At 66.6% G+C, this 17,422-nt stretch carries 18 protein-coding genes; 5 read left to right on the forward strand and 13 right to left on the reverse strand.

The window, feature by feature from the left end:
- Nucleotides 1-153: 153 nt before the first annotated feature.
- Nucleotides 154-2,814, forward strand: a complete 2,661-nt coding sequence (gene topA, locus AC1DJ5_RS02815) for a type I DNA topoisomerase (protein ID WP_477019610.1) — start codon at nt 154-156, stop codon at nt 2,812-2,814.
- 43 nt (nt 2,815-2,857) lie between these two features.
- On the opposite strand, the gene AC1DJ5_RS02820 is transcribed toward topA, so the two are convergent.
- A complete protein-coding gene (locus tag AC1DJ5_RS02820; RefSeq protein WP_477019611.1) occupies nt 2,858-3,214 on the reverse strand; it encodes a hypothetical protein in 357 nt (118 codons plus the stop codon).
- A gap of 217 nt (nt 3,215-3,431) precedes the next feature.
- On the opposite strand from AC1DJ5_RS02820, the gene AC1DJ5_RS02825 reads away from it, so the two are divergent.
- From AC1DJ5_RS02825 to AC1DJ5_RS02835, 3 genes are all read left to right on the forward strand, one after another.
- Nucleotides 3,432-5,000: a DEAD/DEAH box helicase gene (locus AC1DJ5_RS02825; RefSeq protein ID WP_477019612.1), complete on the forward strand. Its 1,569-nt coding sequence runs from the start codon at nt 3,432-3,434 to the stop codon at nt 4,998-5,000.
- A gap of 94 nt (nt 5,001-5,094) precedes the next feature.
- Nucleotides 5,095-6,153, forward strand: coding sequence for a GGDEF domain-containing protein (locus AC1DJ5_RS02830; protein ID WP_477019613.1), 1,059 nt, complete (start codon nt 5,095-5,097; stop codon nt 6,151-6,153).
- Nucleotides 6,154-6,193: 40 nt separating this feature from the next.
- On the forward strand, nt 6,194-6,976 hold the full coding sequence (locus AC1DJ5_RS02835) for a lysophospholipid acyltransferase family protein (protein WP_477019614.1): 783 nt from the start codon (nt 6,194-6,196) through the stop codon (nt 6,974-6,976).
- Here AC1DJ5_RS02835 and AC1DJ5_RS02840 read toward each other — a convergent pair.
- From AC1DJ5_RS02840 to AC1DJ5_RS02895, 12 genes are read right to left on the reverse strand one after another with little or no spacing between them, the layout of a single operon-like run.
- The gene (locus tag AC1DJ5_RS02840) at nt 6,973-7,776 is read right to left on the reverse strand and encodes a MetQ/NlpA family ABC transporter substrate-binding protein (RefSeq protein ID WP_477019615.1); all 804 of its coding nucleotides are present in this window, start codon (nt 7,774-7,776) and stop codon (nt 6,973-6,975) included. The genes AC1DJ5_RS02835 and AC1DJ5_RS02840 overlap by 4 nt on opposite strands.
- Nucleotides 7,777-7,790: 14 nt before the next feature.
- Nucleotides 7,791-8,447 (reverse strand): methionine ABC transporter permease, encoded by a 657-nt coding sequence (locus AC1DJ5_RS02845; protein WP_477019616.1) that lies wholly within the window; start codon nt 8,445-8,447, stop codon nt 7,791-7,793.
- The gene (locus tag AC1DJ5_RS02850; protein ID WP_477019617.1) at nt 8,447-9,436 is read right to left on the reverse strand and encodes a methionine ABC transporter ATP-binding protein; all 990 of its coding nucleotides are present in this window, start codon (nt 9,434-9,436) and stop codon (nt 8,447-8,449) included. The genes AC1DJ5_RS02845 and AC1DJ5_RS02850 overlap by 1 nt, the downstream gene beginning before the upstream one ends.
- Nucleotide 9,437: 1 nt before the next feature.
- A complete protein-coding gene (locus AC1DJ5_RS02855) occupies nt 9,438-9,836 on the reverse strand; it encodes a HesB/IscA family protein (RefSeq protein WP_477019618.1) in 399 nt (132 codons plus the stop codon).
- A gap of 10 nt (nt 9,837-9,846) precedes the next feature.
- Complete coding sequence (locus AC1DJ5_RS02860; RefSeq protein WP_477019619.1) at nt 9,847-10,248, reverse strand: SUF system Fe-S cluster assembly protein; 402 nt, start codon at nt 10,246-10,248, stop codon at nt 9,847-9,849.
- A 5-nt stretch (nt 10,249-10,253) separates the two neighbouring features.
- Entirely contained in the window at nt 10,254-11,492 is a 1,239-nt protein-coding gene (locus AC1DJ5_RS02865) for an aminotransferase class V-fold PLP-dependent enzyme (RefSeq protein ID WP_477019620.1), read from the reverse strand.
- On the reverse strand, nt 11,471-12,490 hold the full coding sequence (gene sufD, locus AC1DJ5_RS02870) for a Fe-S cluster assembly protein SufD (RefSeq protein WP_441453294.1): 1,020 nt from the start codon (nt 12,488-12,490) through the stop codon (nt 11,471-11,473). Before sufD ends, AC1DJ5_RS02865 begins: the two co-directional genes overlap by 22 nt.
- Nucleotides 12,487-13,236, reverse strand: coding sequence for a Fe-S cluster assembly ATPase SufC (gene sufC, locus AC1DJ5_RS02875; RefSeq protein WP_477019621.1), 750 nt, complete (start codon nt 13,234-13,236; stop codon nt 12,487-12,489). The genes sufD and sufC overlap by 4 nt, the downstream gene beginning before the upstream one ends.
- 5 nt (nt 13,237-13,241) lie before the next feature.
- Nucleotides 13,242-13,475, reverse strand: coding sequence for a hypothetical protein (locus tag AC1DJ5_RS02880; protein ID WP_441453290.1), 234 nt, complete (start codon nt 13,473-13,475; stop codon nt 13,242-13,244).
- Entirely contained in the window at nt 13,472-14,938 is a 1,467-nt protein-coding gene (gene sufB / locus AC1DJ5_RS02885; RefSeq protein WP_477019622.1) for a Fe-S cluster assembly protein SufB, read from the reverse strand. The genes AC1DJ5_RS02880 and sufB overlap by 4 nt, the downstream gene beginning before the upstream one ends.
- Before the next feature lie 3 nt (nt 14,939-14,941).
- A complete protein-coding gene (locus tag AC1DJ5_RS02890) occupies nt 14,942-16,078 on the reverse strand; it encodes a cysteine desulfurase family protein (protein WP_477019623.1) in 1,137 nt (378 codons plus the stop codon).
- On the reverse strand, nt 16,075-16,545 hold the full coding sequence (locus AC1DJ5_RS02895; protein ID WP_441453284.1) for an Rrf2 family transcriptional regulator: 471 nt from the start codon (nt 16,543-16,545) through the stop codon (nt 16,075-16,077). The genes AC1DJ5_RS02890 and AC1DJ5_RS02895 overlap by 4 nt, the downstream gene beginning before the upstream one ends.
- Before the next feature lie 161 nt (nt 16,546-16,706).
- Between AC1DJ5_RS02895 and AC1DJ5_RS02900 the strand changes: the two genes are divergently transcribed.
- Nucleotides 16,707-17,357 (forward strand): alpha/beta hydrolase, encoded by a 651-nt coding sequence (locus tag AC1DJ5_RS02900; RefSeq protein WP_477019624.1) that lies wholly within the window; start codon nt 16,707-16,709, stop codon nt 17,355-17,357.
- Nucleotides 17,358-17,422 lie beyond the last annotated feature (65 nt).

The raw sequence follows: 17,422 nt of genomic DNA on the forward strand, positions 1-17,422 counted from the left end.
ATCCAACCCTCCTGACAGAGCAGCAGTAAGACACAACTTATAGTCGAATAACAGAGAGATGTTACACCCTTACCGCGCACCCCTTCAACGTCGTGATTGACTTCCCTCGCGACGCCAACCACGTTCGCGCCCCGATTTCCCGAACAGAGCGCCATGAATCTCGTCATCGTCGAGAGCCCCGCCAAGGCCAAGACCATCAATAAATACCTGGGCTCCGGCTACGAGGTGCTGGCTTCCTACGGCCATATCCGCGACCTGCCGTCCAAGGACGGCTCCGTCCTGCCTGACGACGATTTCGCCATGGTGTGGGAGGTCGACGCCAAGGCGTCCAAACGTCTCGCCGAGATCGCGGAGGCGGCCAAGCGCGCCGACCGCGTTATTCTCGCGACCGACCCCGACCGCGAGGGAGAGGCGATCAGCTGGCACGTTCTGGAAGTTCTGAACAAGAAGAAGGCGCTGAAGGACACCGAGGTCCAGCGCGTCACCTTCAACGCCATCACCAAGGCCGCCGTGCTGGAGGCCATGGCCAATCCGCGTCAGCTGGATATGGAGCTGGTCGAGGCCTATCTGGCCCGCCGCGCGCTGGACTATCTGGTGGGCTTCAACCTGTCGCCCGTCCTGTGGCGCAAGCTGCCCGGCGCCCGCTCGGCGGGGCGGGTGCAGTCGGTCGCCCTGCGCATCGTCGTCGATCGCGAGATGGAGATCGAGAAGTTCAAGGCCCAGGAATACTGGTCGGTCGAGGCCGATCTGGTCGCCGACAGCCCGCCCTTCACCACCCGTCTGGTCAAGCACGCCGGCAAGCGAATCCAGCGCCTCGACATCCCGACCGAGGAAATGGCCTTCGCCGCCCGCGACGCCATCAAGGCCGGCGACTTCACCATCAAGTCCGTCGAGAAGAAGCCGGCCAAGCGGTCCCCCGCGCCGCCCTTCACCACCTCGACCCTGCAACAGGAAGCCTCGCGCAAGCTGGGCTTCACCGCCCAACGCACCATGCAGGCGGCTCAGAAACTGTATGAAGGCGTCGACGACACCGGCGGCCTGATCACCTACATGCGTACCGACGGCCTGTTCGTCAGCCCCGAGGGCATCGCCCAGGCGCGTGAGGTCATCGCCGACCGCTTCGGCCCCGCCTACGTCCCGGCCGAGCCGCGCTACTACAAGACTAAGGCCAAGAACGCCCAGGAAGCGCACGAGGCGATCCGCCCGACCAACCTGGCGCGTCATCCCGACAGCCTGCGCATCGATTCCGACCTGCAGCGGCTCTACGAGCTGATCTGGAAGCGGATGATCGCCTCGCAGATGGAGAGCGCGCGTCTGGACCGCACCTCGGTCGAGATCGAGACGCCGGACGGCCAGACCGGCCTGCGCGCCACCGGGCAGGTCGTCGCCTTCGACGGCTTCATCGCCGCCTATGAAGAAGGCCGTGATGAGAAGCAGAAGGGCTCCGAGGACGAAGAGGACGAAGGCGGCCGCCTGCCCGCGCTGAAGGAAGGCGCCAAGGCCAAGGTCGAAGCCGTCCGCGCGGACCAGCACTTCACCGAGCCGCCGCCGCGCTTCTCGGAAGCCACCCTGGTCAAGAAGCTGGAAGAACTCGGTATCGGTCGTCCCTCGACCTACGCCTCGATCCTGACCACCCTGCGCGACCGCGAATACGTCCGCATGGACAGGAACCGCTTCTATCCCGAGGACAAGGGACGGCTGGTCACGGCCTTCCTGGAGCAGTTCTTCAGCCGCTGGGTGGAATACGACTTCACCGCCGCGCTTGAGAGCCAGTTGGATGAGGTCTCCGCGGGCGAACTGGACTGGAAGGCGCTGCTGCGCAGCTTCTGGACCGACTTCCATGCCGCGACGCAAGCCGCCGGCGAACTGCGTACCACGGCCATCCTGGACCACCTCAACGACGCCCTGGGCGCCCACATCTTCCCGGACAAGGGCGATGGGTCGGACCCGCGCGAATGCCCCCTGTGCCATCAGGGCCAGCTCAGCCTGAAGACCAGCCGTTTCGGCGCCTTCATCGGCTGCTCGCGCTATCCCGACTGCAAATACACCCGTCCCGTGGCCTCGCCTGACGGCGCCGAAGGCGGCGCAGACGGCGGCGACCGTGAACTGGGCGTCGATCCGGCGACCGGCCAGCCGGTGCAACTCAAGATCGGCCGCTTCGGCCCCTATGTCGAAACCACCCCGCCGGGCGAGGAGAAGCCGAAACGCTCGTCCCTGCCCAAGGGCTGGGGCCCCGCATCCCTGACGCTGGACCAAGCCCTGCGCCTGCTGGCCCTGCCGCGCGAGGTCGGGGTTCACCCCGAGGACGGCAAGATGATCACGTCGGGCCTGGGCCGTTACGGCCCGTTCGTCCTGCACGCCGGCACCTACGCCAACGTCTCGGACATCGACGAAGTGTTCGAGGTCGGCATCAACCGCGCGGTCGCCCTGCTGGCGGAAAAGCGCGCGGGTCGTCCGGGTCGCGGCTCGACCACGGCGCCGCTCAAGGAACTGGGCGCCCACCCGGAAGACGCAGCCCCGGTTCAGGTCATGGCTGGTCGCTTCGGCCCCTATGTCAAATGGGGCAAGGTCAACGCCACCCTGCCCAAGGGCATGGCGCCCGAAGATCTGACGCTGGAAGAGGCCCTGCCCCTGCTGGCCGCCAAGGCCGGCGCCGCCCCGAAAAAGAAGGTGGCTGCAGCCAAGAAACCCGCCGCGAAGAAGGCTCCGGCTAAGGCCGCTGCGGACAAGAAGCCTGCGGCAGCGAAAAAGCCTGCGGCCAAGAAACCCGCCGCTAAAAAGGCCGCGTCCAAGAAGGCCGCCGACGCCGAGTAACGTGATGACGCCTCCCGGTTCGCCCAGCGGATCGGGAGGTCGCCTAGCGCCCGGCCACCAGTTCGTTGCGAACCCGACGCCCCAGCGGATCCCGCCCGGGCCAGGTCTGGCCCACCGACGCTTCGACCATGGCCGTGCAGAACCGCGACAGCAGCATGCGGGGCCTGATCCCGTTCAGGCAGACCCGTTCGCCCTCGACGGCCCAGCGCGCCGAAAGTCTCCGCCCATCCGAAAACTGCGCCTGATAGCTGCCGTCACGGTTGAACCAGTGCTTGACCCAGGCGCCGTCGGGATAATGCGACACGACGGTATTGCCAAAAGCGGCATCCATTTCCGCCTGAGCCGGCAGCGCCGTCGCGCAGCAGGCAGCCAAGGCGAACGCAAGCGTTTTCATACGCATACGACAACCCTTCCCTTCCCCGAGGCGACCTTACAGACCTCAAAGGCTTTGCCAACCGTCTGGTTCCCGAACGGAAATACTTGACTGCGACGTAGGGCTTTCCATATACCGCCGCAGGCTCGGGACAGGACTGGCGATGCGCGCCGCCCACTCGCCCACGAGGGGCGGTTCCGCAAGGCCGAAGACGTTACGACGTTTCCTCCGTTCCTAAGGTTTCATGACAGAATTCACTAAGCTGGGCCTTTCGGCCACGACCCTGCAAGCGGTCGCCGATACAGGCTATACCGTGGCGACCCCGATCCAGGCCGCCGCCATTCCCGTGGCCCTCGCCGGCCGCGACGTCCTGGGCATCGCCCAGACCGGCACCGGCAAGACCGCCGCCTTCACCCTGCCGATGATCGACCGCCTCGGCTCCGGCCGCGCTCGCGCCCGTATGCCGCGCGCCCTGGTGCTGGCCCCGACCCGCGAACTGGCTGACCAGGTCGCCGAGAATTTCGCCAAGTACGCCAAGGGCACCAAGCTCAGCTGGGCGCTGCTGATCGGCGGCGTGTCGATGGGCGACCAGGTGGCGCTGCTGAACAAGGGCGTCGACGTCCTGATCGCCACGCCCGGCCGTCTGCTGGACCTGTTCGAACGCGGCAAGATCCTGCTGACCGGGGTCGAGATGATGGTGGTCGACGAGGCGGACCGCATGCTCGACATGGGCTTCATCCCCGACATCGAGCGTATCTTCAAACTGACGCCGCCGCGCCGTCAGACCCTGTTCTTCTCAGCCACCATGCCGCCCGAGATCACCCGCCTGACCACGCAGTTCCTCAAGGATCCGACCCGGATCGAGGCCTCGCGTCCGGCGATGACCGCCGACACCATCACCCAGTATGTCGTCCGCATCCCGACCTCGGACCCCAAGGCCAAGCGCACCGCGCTGCGCGCCCTGGTCGGACGTGATGACGTCAAGAACGGCATCGTCTTCTGCAATCGCAAGTCGGAAGTCGACATCGTCGCCAAGTCGCTGAAGACCCACGGCTTCGACGCCGCGCCGATCCACGGCGACCTGGACCAGTCCCTGCGCATGAAGACCCTGGCGGACTTCCGCTCGGGCGCGCTGAAGATTCTGGTGGCCTCTGACGTCGCCGCGCGCGGCCTGGACATCCCGGACGTCAGCCACGTCTTCAACTACGACGTCTCGCACCACGCCGACGACTATGTGCACCGCATCGGCCGCACCGGCCGCGCCGGCAAGCTGGGTCAGGCCTTCATGATCGTCACCCCGTCCGACGACAAGTCGCTGGATAAGGTACTGAAGCTGATCAAGATGGATCCGCAGGAGCTGACGCTGGAAGGCATCGACTTCGCGGCCATCAAGGACCGTCCCCGCACCGACGACAGCCGTTCCAGCGGCCGTGGTCGCGCCCGCAGCGACCGTCCCCGCCCGATCCCCAAGAGCGACAACGTCGCCTCGATGGAGCCCATCACGGCCCCTCTCCCCAAGGCCGAAAAGGCTGAGGAAGCTCCGCGTCGTTCGCGCAGCCGTCGTTCGACCCGGCCAGAAGCCGCGCCCGAAGGCGTTGAAGCCGTCGTCGTCGCGGCCCCGGAATCGACGCCCCAAGCCGAGGCCGCTCCCGCCAAGGCCGCGACTCAGCGTCGCGAACGCACCCGCGACCACGCCCCGCGGGAGGCCAGGAAGCCCGAGCCGGCCAAGGAGCAGCCCGTCCAGGCTGCTCGCGGCGGCTTCGGCGACGACGTCCCCGCCTTCCTGCGTCGCCCGGTGATCTTCTCGGACTGACGACCGTTCGACGGGCGTGGCCTCGCACTTAACCGCTCATTACGGATCGCTGTCCTAGGGTTCTCACACTGGAACTAGGGGCGCGAGAATCAGAATGACGGCGCAGGTCGAGACCACGCTTCGAGGCCCGGACGCTTATTCACTGGCGCACCGTGTGGTGGATGCGATGCAGGAGGCCTCGGTTTGGCCGACGCCTCTGAATTTTGAGCTGTGGCTGCACTATGTCAGCGACCCCGAGGGGCCGTTGGGCCGCGAGATGCATCGCCTGCTGACCGGCGACACGCCTTTCACCGACGCCACCGCCGAAATGCTGGCCGCCGAGTTCCTGCCGCGCGGCCGCTTGTCCGAAGAGATTCGCGACGTCGGCGCCGTGCTGAACCGCGAACTCGCGGCCGTGGCGGAAGCCATCGACAATGCGCGCAAGACCCAGGCGTCCTATGGCGAAACCCTGACCAACGCCTCTGCGAAGATGGCCGCGGCCGAGGACGCGACGGTCCTGACCGCCATCGTCACCACCCTCTCGACCGCCACCCGCAAGGTCCAGCGGCATACATCCGCGCTGGAAAAGCGCCTTGAATCCTCGAACCGCGAAGTGGTCCGTCTACGCGAACACCTGGAACAGGTCCGGCGCGACGCCATGACCGACGCCCTGACCAATCTGGCCAATCGCAAAGCATTTGATGAGCAGTTAGCCCGCATCTGCGATGAAGCGGAAGACGGCGGCAAGGGCGTCACCCTGGCGATCGTCGACATCGATCATTTCAAGCGCTTCAACGACACCTGGGGCCACCAGACCGGCGATCAGGTGCTGCGCTACGTCGCCAGCGTCCTGGGCCGCATCTCCCGCGCGCCCCGCGTCGCCGCCCGCTACGGCGGCGAGGAGTTCGCGGTTATCTTCCCCGGGGAAACGCCTGGAACAGTCGAGGCGGCCCTGAACGCCATTCGCGAAGAGATCGCCTCGCGCTCGCTACGCCGTCGCTCGACCAACGACGATCTGGGCGCGGTGACCATTTCGGTCGGGTTCGCCGAACGACAGGCCGGCGAGACCGCCCTGGCTCTGCTCGAGCGCGCGGACGAGGCCCTCTACGCCTCCAAGCGCGGCGGCAGAAACCGCGTCACCAACGCTGAAACCATCGCTCGCGCCGCCGCCTGACGGTTGTCGCCGGGCCAATATTCCATGTCATAGCGCCACCATGAGAAGCTTGGCCTTCCGTCTCGCCTATTGGGCGCTATCCATCACCTACGGCCTGGCCGCCGCCTTCGCCGCCCTGGCGCCGGGCCGGCGCGCGACCAGTTGGATGATCCGCCGCTATGTCCGTCGCATGGTGCAGGCCATGGCGCTGTTTGCGGGTATCAAGATCCAGACGCGCGGCAAGGAATGTCTGCCGACCGGCGCCTTTATCATCGCCTCCAAGCACCAGAGCTGGGGCGACGGATTCGCTGCGTATGATCAGTTCGACGACCTGGCCTTCGTCACCGGCGACCACCTGGAGAAATTCCCGCTGCTCGGCACGGTGCTGAGGAAGCTCGGCGCCATCGTAGTCAACAGCTGCGGCGGCCACACGGCCCGCGCCGCGCTCAAGGAACGCGCCGCCGACGCCCATCGCGAAGGCCGCAAGATCCTGATCTATCCTGAGGGCCACCTGGCCAAGGTGGGCGAGAAGTTCCGCTATCGCTCGGGCGTCTGGCACATGTACCGCGACTTCGACATGCCGGTCGTGCCGCTGGCCACCAACCTGGGCCTGTTCTGGCCGCAGAAAGAGGCGCGCACCACACCAGGGACCGCCACCCTGGAGTTCCTCGACCCCATCCCCACCGGCCTGACGAAGGACGAGTTCCTGGCCCGGCTGGAGGCTGCCATCGAAGGTCGGACCGCCGAACTGATCGCCGAGGCCACCGGTCGCCCGGTCGCGCACGCCGTCCAGGTCCCGACGCCGAACGAAGCGGCGCTGGCGATGGAAGCAGCGGCGGCTTAAGCCGCCGGGATCACCGCACCGTCGTACTTCTTGGCGATGAAGTCCTTGACCGCCTGGCTGCGCAGCGCCGCCGCCAGGGCCTGGACGCGCGGGTCGTTCTGGTTGTCGGGACGCGCCACCAGATAGTTGACATAGGGGCTGTCTGCGCCTTCCAGCGACAGGGCGTCGGTCTTGGGCTTCAGCCCGGCGTCCAGCGCATAGTTGGTGTTGATCACCGCCGCATCGACCTGGGGCAGGATGCGCGGAATGGTGGCGGCCTCAACCTCCTGAAACTTCAGTCCCTTGGGGTTGGTCGCGATGTCGCGCACCGTCTGCAGCGGATTGGCCGGATCGCGCAGGGTGATGAGGCCGGCGCCTTGCAGCAGCAGCAGCGCCCGTCCGGTGTTCGACGCATCGTTCGGCAGGATGACCTGCGCCCCGTTCGGGATCGCCGCCAGCGTCGTGTGCTTCTTGGAATAGATGCCCAGCGGCTCGACGTGGACGCCCGCCACCGTCACCAGATCGGCGCCGCGCGCTTTGTTGAACTCATCCAGATAGGGCTTGGTCTGGAAGTAGTTCACATCCAGCCGTTTTTCAGACAGTTGCACGTTGGGCTGAACGTAGTCGTTGAAGACCTTGATCTCGATCGGCACGCCCTCGGCGGCCAGGATCGGCTTCACCACCTCCAGGATTTCGGCGTGCGGCACGGCGGTCGCGCCGACCAGCAGCGGGGCGGCGCCCGCCTTCTTTTCCGCGCCCTGCCCGCACGCGGCGAGCATCAGGACAGCGGCGGCGGACAGCAGAAGCGAACGGCGGATCATGGCGTCTCTCTAACTCAGCGGTGCGAGACCTTAGCGACCAGACGGTCGCCGATCATCTGCAGAATTTGTACGAGGATCAGCAGCAGAACTACGGTCACGACCATGACGTCGGTCTGGAACCGCTGATAGCCGAAGCGCACGGCCAGGTCGCCCAGCCCGCCCGCGCCGACCACGCCCGCCATGGCGGTATAGCTGACCAGGGCGATGGCCGTGACCGTGGCCCCGGCGATGATGCCCGGCATAGCCTCGGGCAAGAGCGCCCGCGTCACGATCTGGAAGGTCGAGCCGCCCATGGCCTGGGTCGCCTCGACCACGCCCTTGTCCACTTCGCGCAGCGCCGTCTCGACCAGACGCGCATAGAAGGGCGCGGCCCCCACGACCAGCGGCGGAATGGCCCCGGCCACGCCCAGCGAGGTGCCGACCAGCAGCACCGTCACTGGCAGCATGACGATCAGCAGGATGATGAAAGGCACCGAGCGCAGCACGTTGACGATCAGCGACAGCACGGCGTTCAGCACCGGATTGGACGCCAGCCGTCCCTTGCCCGACAGATAGAGCAGCACGCCCAGCGGTATGCCGAGGATCACGGTCAGCACCAGCGACCCGCCCAGCATCAGCAGGGTGTCCACGGTCGCACGGCCGATCTCGGGCCAGTTCACATTGTCGAACATCAGGCGGCTTCCACCGTCACGCCGCGCGCGGTCAGTTGCGCCACGGCCGCCCCGGCGTCGCCGCCGGTGAAGGCCACGACCAGCTGGCCATAGGGCTCGCCCCGGATGCGGCTGATGCGGCCCGACAGGATCGAATAGTCCACGCCCACGGTCCGCGCGACGCGGCTCAGCTCCGGCTCATAGGTCGAGCCGCCGCGGAAGGTCAGCTTGGCCAGACGCGCCCCCACCGGCACGACTGAGGCGTCAAACGCCTCCTCGCCCTCGGCCAGCATGGCGCGGGTCACGGGGTGCTGCGGGTGCAGGAAGACGTCGGCCGTCGCGCCCTGCTCCACGATCCTGCCGTCCTTCAGCACCGCCACCCGGTCGCAGACGCGGCGCACCACCTCCATCTGGTGGGTAATCAGAACGATGGTCAGGCCCAGATCGCGGTTCAGCCCGTCCAGCAGGGTCAGGATGTCCTCGGTCGTCTCCGGATCCAGGGCGCTGGTCGCCTCGTCGCACAGCAGGACGCTGGGACCACAGGCCAGGGCGCGGGCGATGCCGACGCGCTGCTTCTGGCCGCCCGACAGCTGGGCCGGGTGCTTCTTGGCGTGCTCGCCCAGACCCAACTGCTCCAGCAACTGCGCCGTCCGCGCCTTCACCTCGGCCTCGGGCCGCCCTTCCAGCCGCAGGGGAAAGGCGACATTGTCCTCAATGGTCTTGGCGTTCAGCAGATTGAAATGCTGGAAGATCATGCCGATCCGACGCCGCGCGGCGCGCAGTTCGGCGGGTTTCAGCGCCGTGATCTCCTGATCGTCGACGAAGATGCGGCCCGCGTCGGGCGTCTCCAGCCGATTGATGGCGCGGATCAGGGTCGACTTGCCGGCCCCCGAACGCCCGACCACGCCGAACACCTCGCCGCGCCCTATGGTCAGGTCAACGGCGTCCAGCGCCGTGCGCTCACCCGCCGCGCTGCGATAGCGCCGGGTCACGCCCTCCAGTCGGATCATGTCAGTCGGCGTCCAGAGCGGCGGCAGGGATGATGGTCACGCTCTCGCCGCAGCCGCAGGCGTCGGTCTCGTTCGGATTGCGGAACACGAATTTCGAGGCCAGCTTGGTCGTCTCATAATCGATCTCGCTGCCGATCAGGAACAGCACGGCCTTGGGCTCGATCAGGATGGTGACGCCCTTGTCCTCGACCACCTCGTCCAGCGGCTCGATCTTCTCGGCATAGGCGAAGGTGTATTCCTGCCCGGCGCAGCCGCCGTTCTTCACCCCGACGCGCAGGGCGACGTAGTTCTTTTCCGCATTGGCCATGATCTCGCGCACGCGTTCGGCGGCCGCGTCGGTCAGGGTCACGGCCTTGGGCCGGGGCCGGCGTGGTCGGGCGGCGGTCTGAAGCTCGGTCATCGACGCATCCCTAGAACATGTTGAGGGCCAGCTTGGCCTCGTCGCTCATCTTGGAGGAATCCCACGGCGGGTCGAACACCAGATTGGCCCGCGCGGACTTCACACCCTCGACCTTCTTCACCGCATCCTCGACCCAGCCCGGCATCTCGCCGGCCACGGGACAGCCCGGCGCCGTCAGCGTCATCTCGATCAGGACGTCGCGGTCGTCGGACACGTCCACCTTGTAGATCAGGCCCAGCTCATAGATGTCGACCGGGATTTCCGGGTCGAACACCGTCTTCAGCGCTTCGATCAGGTCGTCGGTCAGCTTGTCCAGCTCGGCTTGCGACAAGGCGCTTTTCTGCGGCTCGTCCCAGGTGGCGGCGAAGGCGTCGCTGTCGCTGATGGCGGTGTCGGTCTTGGCGTCGTCCATACTCGTCACACGAAGAAGTTCCGCGCCTTGATCAGCGCATCCACGAAGGCGTCTGTATCCTCCATGGTGTTATATAGGGCGAAGGACGCGCGCGTGCTCGAGGTCACGCCCAGTCTTTTCGCCAGCGGTTCGGCGCAGTGCAGCCCGGCCCGCACGGCGACGCCGTAACGGTCCATGATCTGGGCCACGTCGTGAGCGTGCGCGCCCTCGACGGAGAAGGTCAGCAGCGCGCCCTTACCCTCGGCCTCGCCCAGAACCCGCAGCCAGTCGGCGTCGGCCAGTCGTGCGCGGGCGTGGTCATAGAGCGCCATCTCATGCGCGGCCACGGCCTGACGGTCAAAGCCCGACAGCCATGCCAGCGCCGCGCCCAGACCAATCGCCTCCAGGATCGGCGGCGTGCCGGCCTCAAACCGATGCGGAGGCTTGGCGTAGGTAATTCGGTCCTTCGTGACCGTCTCGATCATCTCGCCCCCGCCCTGATAGGGCGGCAGGCTCTCCAGAGCCTCGGTCGTGCCGTACAGGGTGCCGACGCCCGTGGGGCCATACAGCTTGTGGCCGGTGATGACATACCAGTCGCAGCCGACCGCCTGAACGTCCGGCGTCGCATGGACCGCACCCTGGCAGCCGTCGATCAGCACCCGTGCGCCAGCGGCGTGGGCCAGACGGGTGATCTCGGCGATCGGGTTGATGGTCCCCAGCACGTTCGACATATGGGTGACGGCGACGACCTTGGTTTTCGGCCCCAGCAGCTCAGCAAAGGCCGCCATGTCCAGCGAGCCGTCGTCGTTGATCGGCGCCCATTTCAGCACCGCGCCCTTGCGCTCGCGCAGCAGGTGCCACGGCACGATGTTGGAGTGGTGCTCCATCTCGCTGACGATGATCTCGTCGCCCGGCTCGATGCTCAGCCCAATGCCGTTGGCGACCAGATTGATCGCCTCGGTCCCGCCCTTGGTCCAGACGATGTTCTCGGCCGAGGGTGCGTTCAGGAAGCGGGCGACGATCTCGCGCGCGGCCTCGAACGCCTCGGTCGCCTCGTTCGACAGGGTGTGCAGGCCGCGATGGACGTTGGCGTAGCTGCCCTCCATCGACGCCACCAGGGCGTCGATCACTGCGCGGGGCTTTTGCGCCGAGGCGGCGTTGTCCAGATAGACCAGCGGCTTGCCGTTCACCTGTCGCGACAGGATCGGGAACTGCGCCCGCGCGGCATAGGGATCAAAGGTCTTCACAGGCGAGCCGTCAGCCATTCGCGCACAACCTCCCTCGCCGCCTCGTCCTCGATGCGGTCGACGACCTCGATCAGGAAGGCCTGGGTCAGCAGGGCGCGGGCCTCGTCGGCCGGAATGCCGCGCTGCTGGATGTAGAACAGGGCGCTTTCGTCCAGCGTCCCGACCGTATTGCCGTGCGCGCACTGCACGTCGTCGGCATAGATGATCAACTCGGGCTTGGCGTCGACCTCGCCGCGCTCGCCGGCGATCAGGGCGTGGTGGCCCATGCGGGCGTCGGTGCCGTCGGCCCCGCGCTCGACGATGATCTTGCCCTGGAACACGCCGCGCGCCGTGTCGTGAACGACGCCCTTGGTCAGTTGGCTGGTGGTGCCGTCGGCGGCCAGGTGGTCAACCACTGTCGTCAGGTCGGCGTGACGCGACCCCTTCAACAGATAGAGGCCGTCCAGCCGCACGTCGGCGCCCTCGGCCCCGTGGCTCACCTGGGTCTCCAGCCGCTGCAGCTTGGCGCCCGTCGTGACGATGGTCTGGCGATACAGGCCGCCGGCCTCGACCCGCACCACGGCGTTGGTAACGGAAATGGCGTCTTCCGGCTCGTCCATCAGCACGATGCGCGTGACCTCGGCGCCCGCCGGCACGTCCAGTTCGACGCGGTTGTGGGCCACATAGGCCGAGCCCGCGCCCTCATGGCTTTCCAGCAGCAGCAACTTGGCGCCCGCCCGCGCCGCGATCCGCACCGAGGCCGTGTGGCCGGTGTTCACCGCGTCCGAGACAAAGCGCAGACGCAGCGTCTGCACCCCCGCAGCGACAAAGGCGTCCGCCCCCGTCGCCCGCCCGTTGGCGAAGGCTAGGCCCTCGCCGCCCAGCGTCTCGAAAGGCCCCTCGCCGCTGACGGTGATTGGCCCCGAAGGTTCAGGCGCTTCACGAAGCCAACGCTTCAGGTCGCTGTATTTCCACGTTTCCGTGCGTCGAGAAGGAAAGGTCTCGGCGTTCTTCAGGTCGATCTGGACGGCGTTCACGCGGCGGTCGGCAGGAACTTGTCGTACCCTTCCGCCTCCAGCTCCAGCGCCAGTTCAGGTCCGCCCGAGGCGACGATGCGGCCGGCGGCCAGCACATGCACCTTGTCCGGTTTGATGTAGTCCAGCAGGCGCTGATAGTGGGTGATGACCAGCATCGACCGGTCGGCGCGACGCAGGGCGTTCACCCCCTCCGACACGATGCGCAGGGCGTCGATGTCCAGACCCGAGTCCGTCTCGTCCAGGATCAGCAGCGACGGCTCCAGCAGTGCCATCTGCAGGATCTCCATCCGCTTCTTCTCGCCGCCCGAGAAGCCGACGTTCAGCGGCCGCTTCAGCATGTCAAAGTCCATCTTCAGCGCCTGCGACGCCGCCTTGACCTGCTTCAGGAAGGCGGGGGCCGAGACCTCCTCCTCGCCGCGCGCACGCTTCTGGGCGTTCAGCGCCGTGCGGATGAAGGTCATGGCCGGCACGCCGGGGATCTCCATCGGATACTGGAAGGACAGGAAGACGCCCGCCGCCGCGCGCTCGGCCGGGGCCAGACCCAGCAGGTCCTGACCGTTCCACGACGCCGAACCAGCCGTGACCTCATAGCCGGGACGCCCCGACAGGCTGTAGCCCAGCGTCGACTTGCCGGCCCCGTTCGGCCCCATGACGGCGTGCACCTCGCCCGCCGGCACTTCGAGCGTCAGGCCCTTGAGGATCGGCTTGTCAGCGACCGAGACGTGGAGGTTGTTGATAGAAAGCATGGTTCTCACAGGTCCGAACGAGTGGACACAAAGCCGTTGTAAGCGATGATCAAAATGACCAGTCCGCCGAGGACGATCTGGCCGAAGGTCTTCTGCCCATTGAAAAGCAAGGCGAGGCCGGTCGCGCCGAGAGCAAGAAAGACGCCGAGGCCGATAAGACCAAAACGCCGCGCCTTTGGCCCTTTGGGATAGAAGCCGGTCAGCCGACGATTGAAGAAGCGCTCGTGGAAGCTCGTCACCCCACGCTCCCCTCAAGGCTGATCGCCACCAGCTTCTGCGCTTCGACGGCGAACTCCATCGGCAGCTTCTGCATCACGTCGCGGACGAAGCCGTTGACCAGCAGGGCCACCGCCTCTTCCTGCGACAGGCCGCGCTGCTGGGCGTAGAAGAGCTGGTCTTCCGACAGACGGGTCGTCGTCGCCTCGTGCTCCAGCTGGGCCGAGCCGTTGCGGGCCTCGATATAGGGGATGGTGTGCGAGCCGCACTCCTTGCCGATCAGCAGGCTGTCGCACTGGGTGAAGTTGCGCACGCCCGTCGCCTTGGGATGCACCGAGACCAGGCCGCGATAGGTCGAGTCCGACTTGCCCGCCGACACCGCCTTGGCGATGATCCGCGACTTCGAGTTCTTGCCCAGGTGGATCATCTTGGTGCCGGTGTCGGCCTGCTGATGCCCGTTGGTGATGGCGATCGAGTAGAACTCGCCCGAGCTTTCCTCGCCCTTCAGGATGCAGGACGGGTATTTCCAGGTGACGGCCGAGCCGGTCTCGACCTGGGTCCAACTGACTTTCGAGCGATCACCGCGGCAGTCCGCGCGCTTGGTCACGAAGTTATAGATGCCGCCCTTGCCCTCGGCGTCGCCGGGGTACCAGTTCTGAACCGTCGAGTATTTCACCTCGGCGTCGTCCAGGGCCACGATCTCCACGACCGCCGCGTGCAGTTGGTTCTCGTCGCGCATCGGCGCGGTGCAGCCTTCCAGATAGGAAACGTAGCTGCCCTTGTCGGCGATGATCAGGGTGCGCTCGAACTGGCCCGTCTGGCTGGCATTGATGCGGAAATAGGTCGACAGCTCCATCGGGCAGCGCACGCCCGGTGGGATATAGACGAACGACCCGTCCGAAAAGACCGCGCTGTTCAGCGCCGCGAAATAGTTGTCTGACACCGGCACGACCGATCCCAGATACTGACGCACCAGATCAGGATATTCGCGCAAGGCCTCGGAAATCGGCATGAAAATCACACCAACCTTGGCCAGTTCGGCCTTGAAGGTCGTGACCACGCTGACGCTGTCGAACACGGCGTCCACGGCATAGCGCGGCGCGCCTTCGACCCCGGCCAACACCGCCTGCTCGCCCAGCGGAATGCCCAGCTTGGCATAGACGGCCAGCAGTTCCGGATCGACTTCGTCCAGCGACTTGGGGCCTTCCTTCTGCTTCGGCGCGGCGTAGTAGAAGAGCGACTGATAATCGACCGGCTCATACTTCACCGCCGCCCAGGTCGGCTCTTCCATCGCCAGCCAGCGCTCATAGGCGGCCAGACGCCATTCCAGCATCCACTCCGGCTCGCCCTTCTTCTCGGAGATGAAGCGGATGATGTCGGCGTTCAGGCCGCGCGGCGCATATTCCGTTTCGATGTCCGAGGTGAAACCGTGCTCATACTTCTCGAGAGCGGCGACAGCTTCGACAGTTTCCTTAACAGCAGCCATGACTTACGCGACTTCCTTCACGCGCTCAGACACGCGCGCTTGATGCTTGTTCCAGGCGGAGACCCAGGCGTCGGCGAACCGATCCCAGTCCGCCTCGGTCGTGCCCCAGCCGCCGGAAACGCGCACGCCCCCAGTCGCCAGATGATCCAGGCCCATGGCGCTGATCGCCTTGGACGGCTTGACCTTGCCCGACGAACAGGCCGAGCCGGCCGAGACCATGACCCCGACCAGATCCAGCGTGATCAGCTGCTGCGGGCTGTCCCAGCCCTCGACGGCCATGAACAGGGTGTTGGGCAGACGCGGCACGGCGCCGCCGATGATGGTCGCGCCCGCCGCCTTGACCTTGGCCTCGGCCGCATCGCGCCAGGCGACGTGCGCCATGGCCGCGTCCAGATCGCGCGCGGCGCAATCGGCGGCCGCGCCAAATCCGGTAATGCCCGGCACGTTCTCGGTTCCGGCGCGCAGGCCGCGTTCCTGCCCCGCCCCATGCAGAATCCGCACGGCGGCGACGCCTTCCTTGAGCACCAGAGCGCCCACGCCCTGCGGCCCGCCCAGCTTGTGCGCCGACAGGGTCAGGCTGTCCGCGTCCAGCGCGCGCATGTCGACCGGAACCTTGCCCGCCGACTGGATGGCGTCGACGTGCAGCCAGCCGCCCGCCGCGCGAACCAGAGCCGCCGCCTCGACGATCGGCTGGATCACGCCGCTTTCGTTGTTCGCATGGTGGATGGCCACGACCGCCCGGCCCGGTCGCGCAAGCGCCTCGGCCAGCCAGGCCAGATCGACCACGCCGTTTGCATCGACCGGCAGAACCTCGACCGGCGCGCTCGACGCCGTCGCCGCCTCGGCTACGCAAGGGTGTTCGGTCGCGCCGACGATCAGCCGCTCGCAAGCCGCCGACAGAGCGCTGACGATGGCCTGGGCGTTGGATTCCGTGCCGCCCGAGGAAAAGACCACGGCGGTCGGATCAGCCCCGACCAGTTCGGCCACCTGCGCCCGCGCCGTCTCGACCCGCGCCCTCGCCCGGCGTCCGGCCGCGTGAACCGCCGACGGATTGCCGTTGTCGGCCAGAGCCTTGGCCATGATGTCCTGCACCTCAGGACGAACCAGACCCGAGGCGTTGTAATCCAGGTAAACGCTCACGCCGCAGCCTCCATGCGCCCATCAGTTGTCACCGCGCCCATGCGGGCCTTGCCCGTGCGGTTCTGGATCACGTCCTCCAGACTGACGCTGGCGAGATAGCGGTGGATCTCTTGGCCCAGGTCTTCCCAGAGGTGGTGGGTGATGCAACGCTCGCCCTTGATCATGCAGCCCTTGGGCGAGCCGGCGCCGACGCAACGCGTGGCGCGGATCGGTTCATCGACCGCCAGGACGATCTCGGCCACGGCGGTTTCACAGGCCTTGCGCGCCAGTCGATAGCCGCCGCCAGGGCCGCGCACGCTCTTGACCAGACCGCCCTTGCGGAGCCTTGCAAACAGCTGTTCCAGATAGCTGAGCGAGATTTCCTGACGCGTCGCGATCTCGGCCAGCGACACCGCCCGGTCCGCGCCGTTGCGCGCCAAATCGGCCATCGCCATCACGGCGTAACGTCCCTTTGTCGACAGGCGCATAGAAAGCCCTCAAAAATTTCGCGCTTTTCGGGGCTCATGTGCTAGAACCCGCGCCCTCGCAGACAAGTGCGCCGCGCAGGGCCGACTTAGAAAGTCCTACTGCGTTGGTCAAGTATTGTCCGCCCGCGAAACGACAGTTGAAGACAGGATTCCGCTGATCCATGCCTGAAGTCATTCTTCCCGGCGCCTCGGGCCGTATCGAAGGCCGCTATTCGCCCGGCAAGCGCCCCAACGCGCCGATCGCCCTGATCCTGCACCCGCACCCCAAGGCGGGCGGGCATATGAACAACCCGGTGACGGTCACCCTGCACCAGTTGTTCGTGCAGCGCGGCTTCGCCACCCTGCGCTACAACTCGCGCGGCGTCGGCAAGTCCCAGGGCGAGTTCGACAGCGGCATCGGCGAACTGGCCGACGCGGCGACGGCCCTGGACTGGCTCCAGGCCAACAACCCCGCCGCGACCCAGACCTGGGTCGCGGGCTATCAGTTCGGCGCCTATATCGGCATGCAACTGCTGATGCGCCGTCCCGAGACGGACGGCTTCATTTCGGTGTCGCCGCCCTCGAACATGTACGATTTCAGCTTCCTGGCCCCCTGCCCGGCCTCGGGCCTGTTCCTGCACGGCACCGCCGACACCGTCGTGCCGCCGGTCGAGGTCGAGCGCGTGGTCAACAAGCTGCGCACCCAGAAGGGCATCATCATCGACTACGAACTGGAAGAAGGCGCGAGCCACTTCTGGCAGGACCACATCGGCGCGGTCGAGCGTCGCGTCGGCGCCTATCTGGATAAGCGTCTGGAAGAAAACCCGGCCTGATCGGGTCTTCGGCCCAGGACTTCAAACGCCGCCGTCGGTCATCGACGGCGGCGTTTTCGTATCCG

It is taken from the genome of Brevundimonas sp. 01N35 (genome assembly GCF_056399785.1).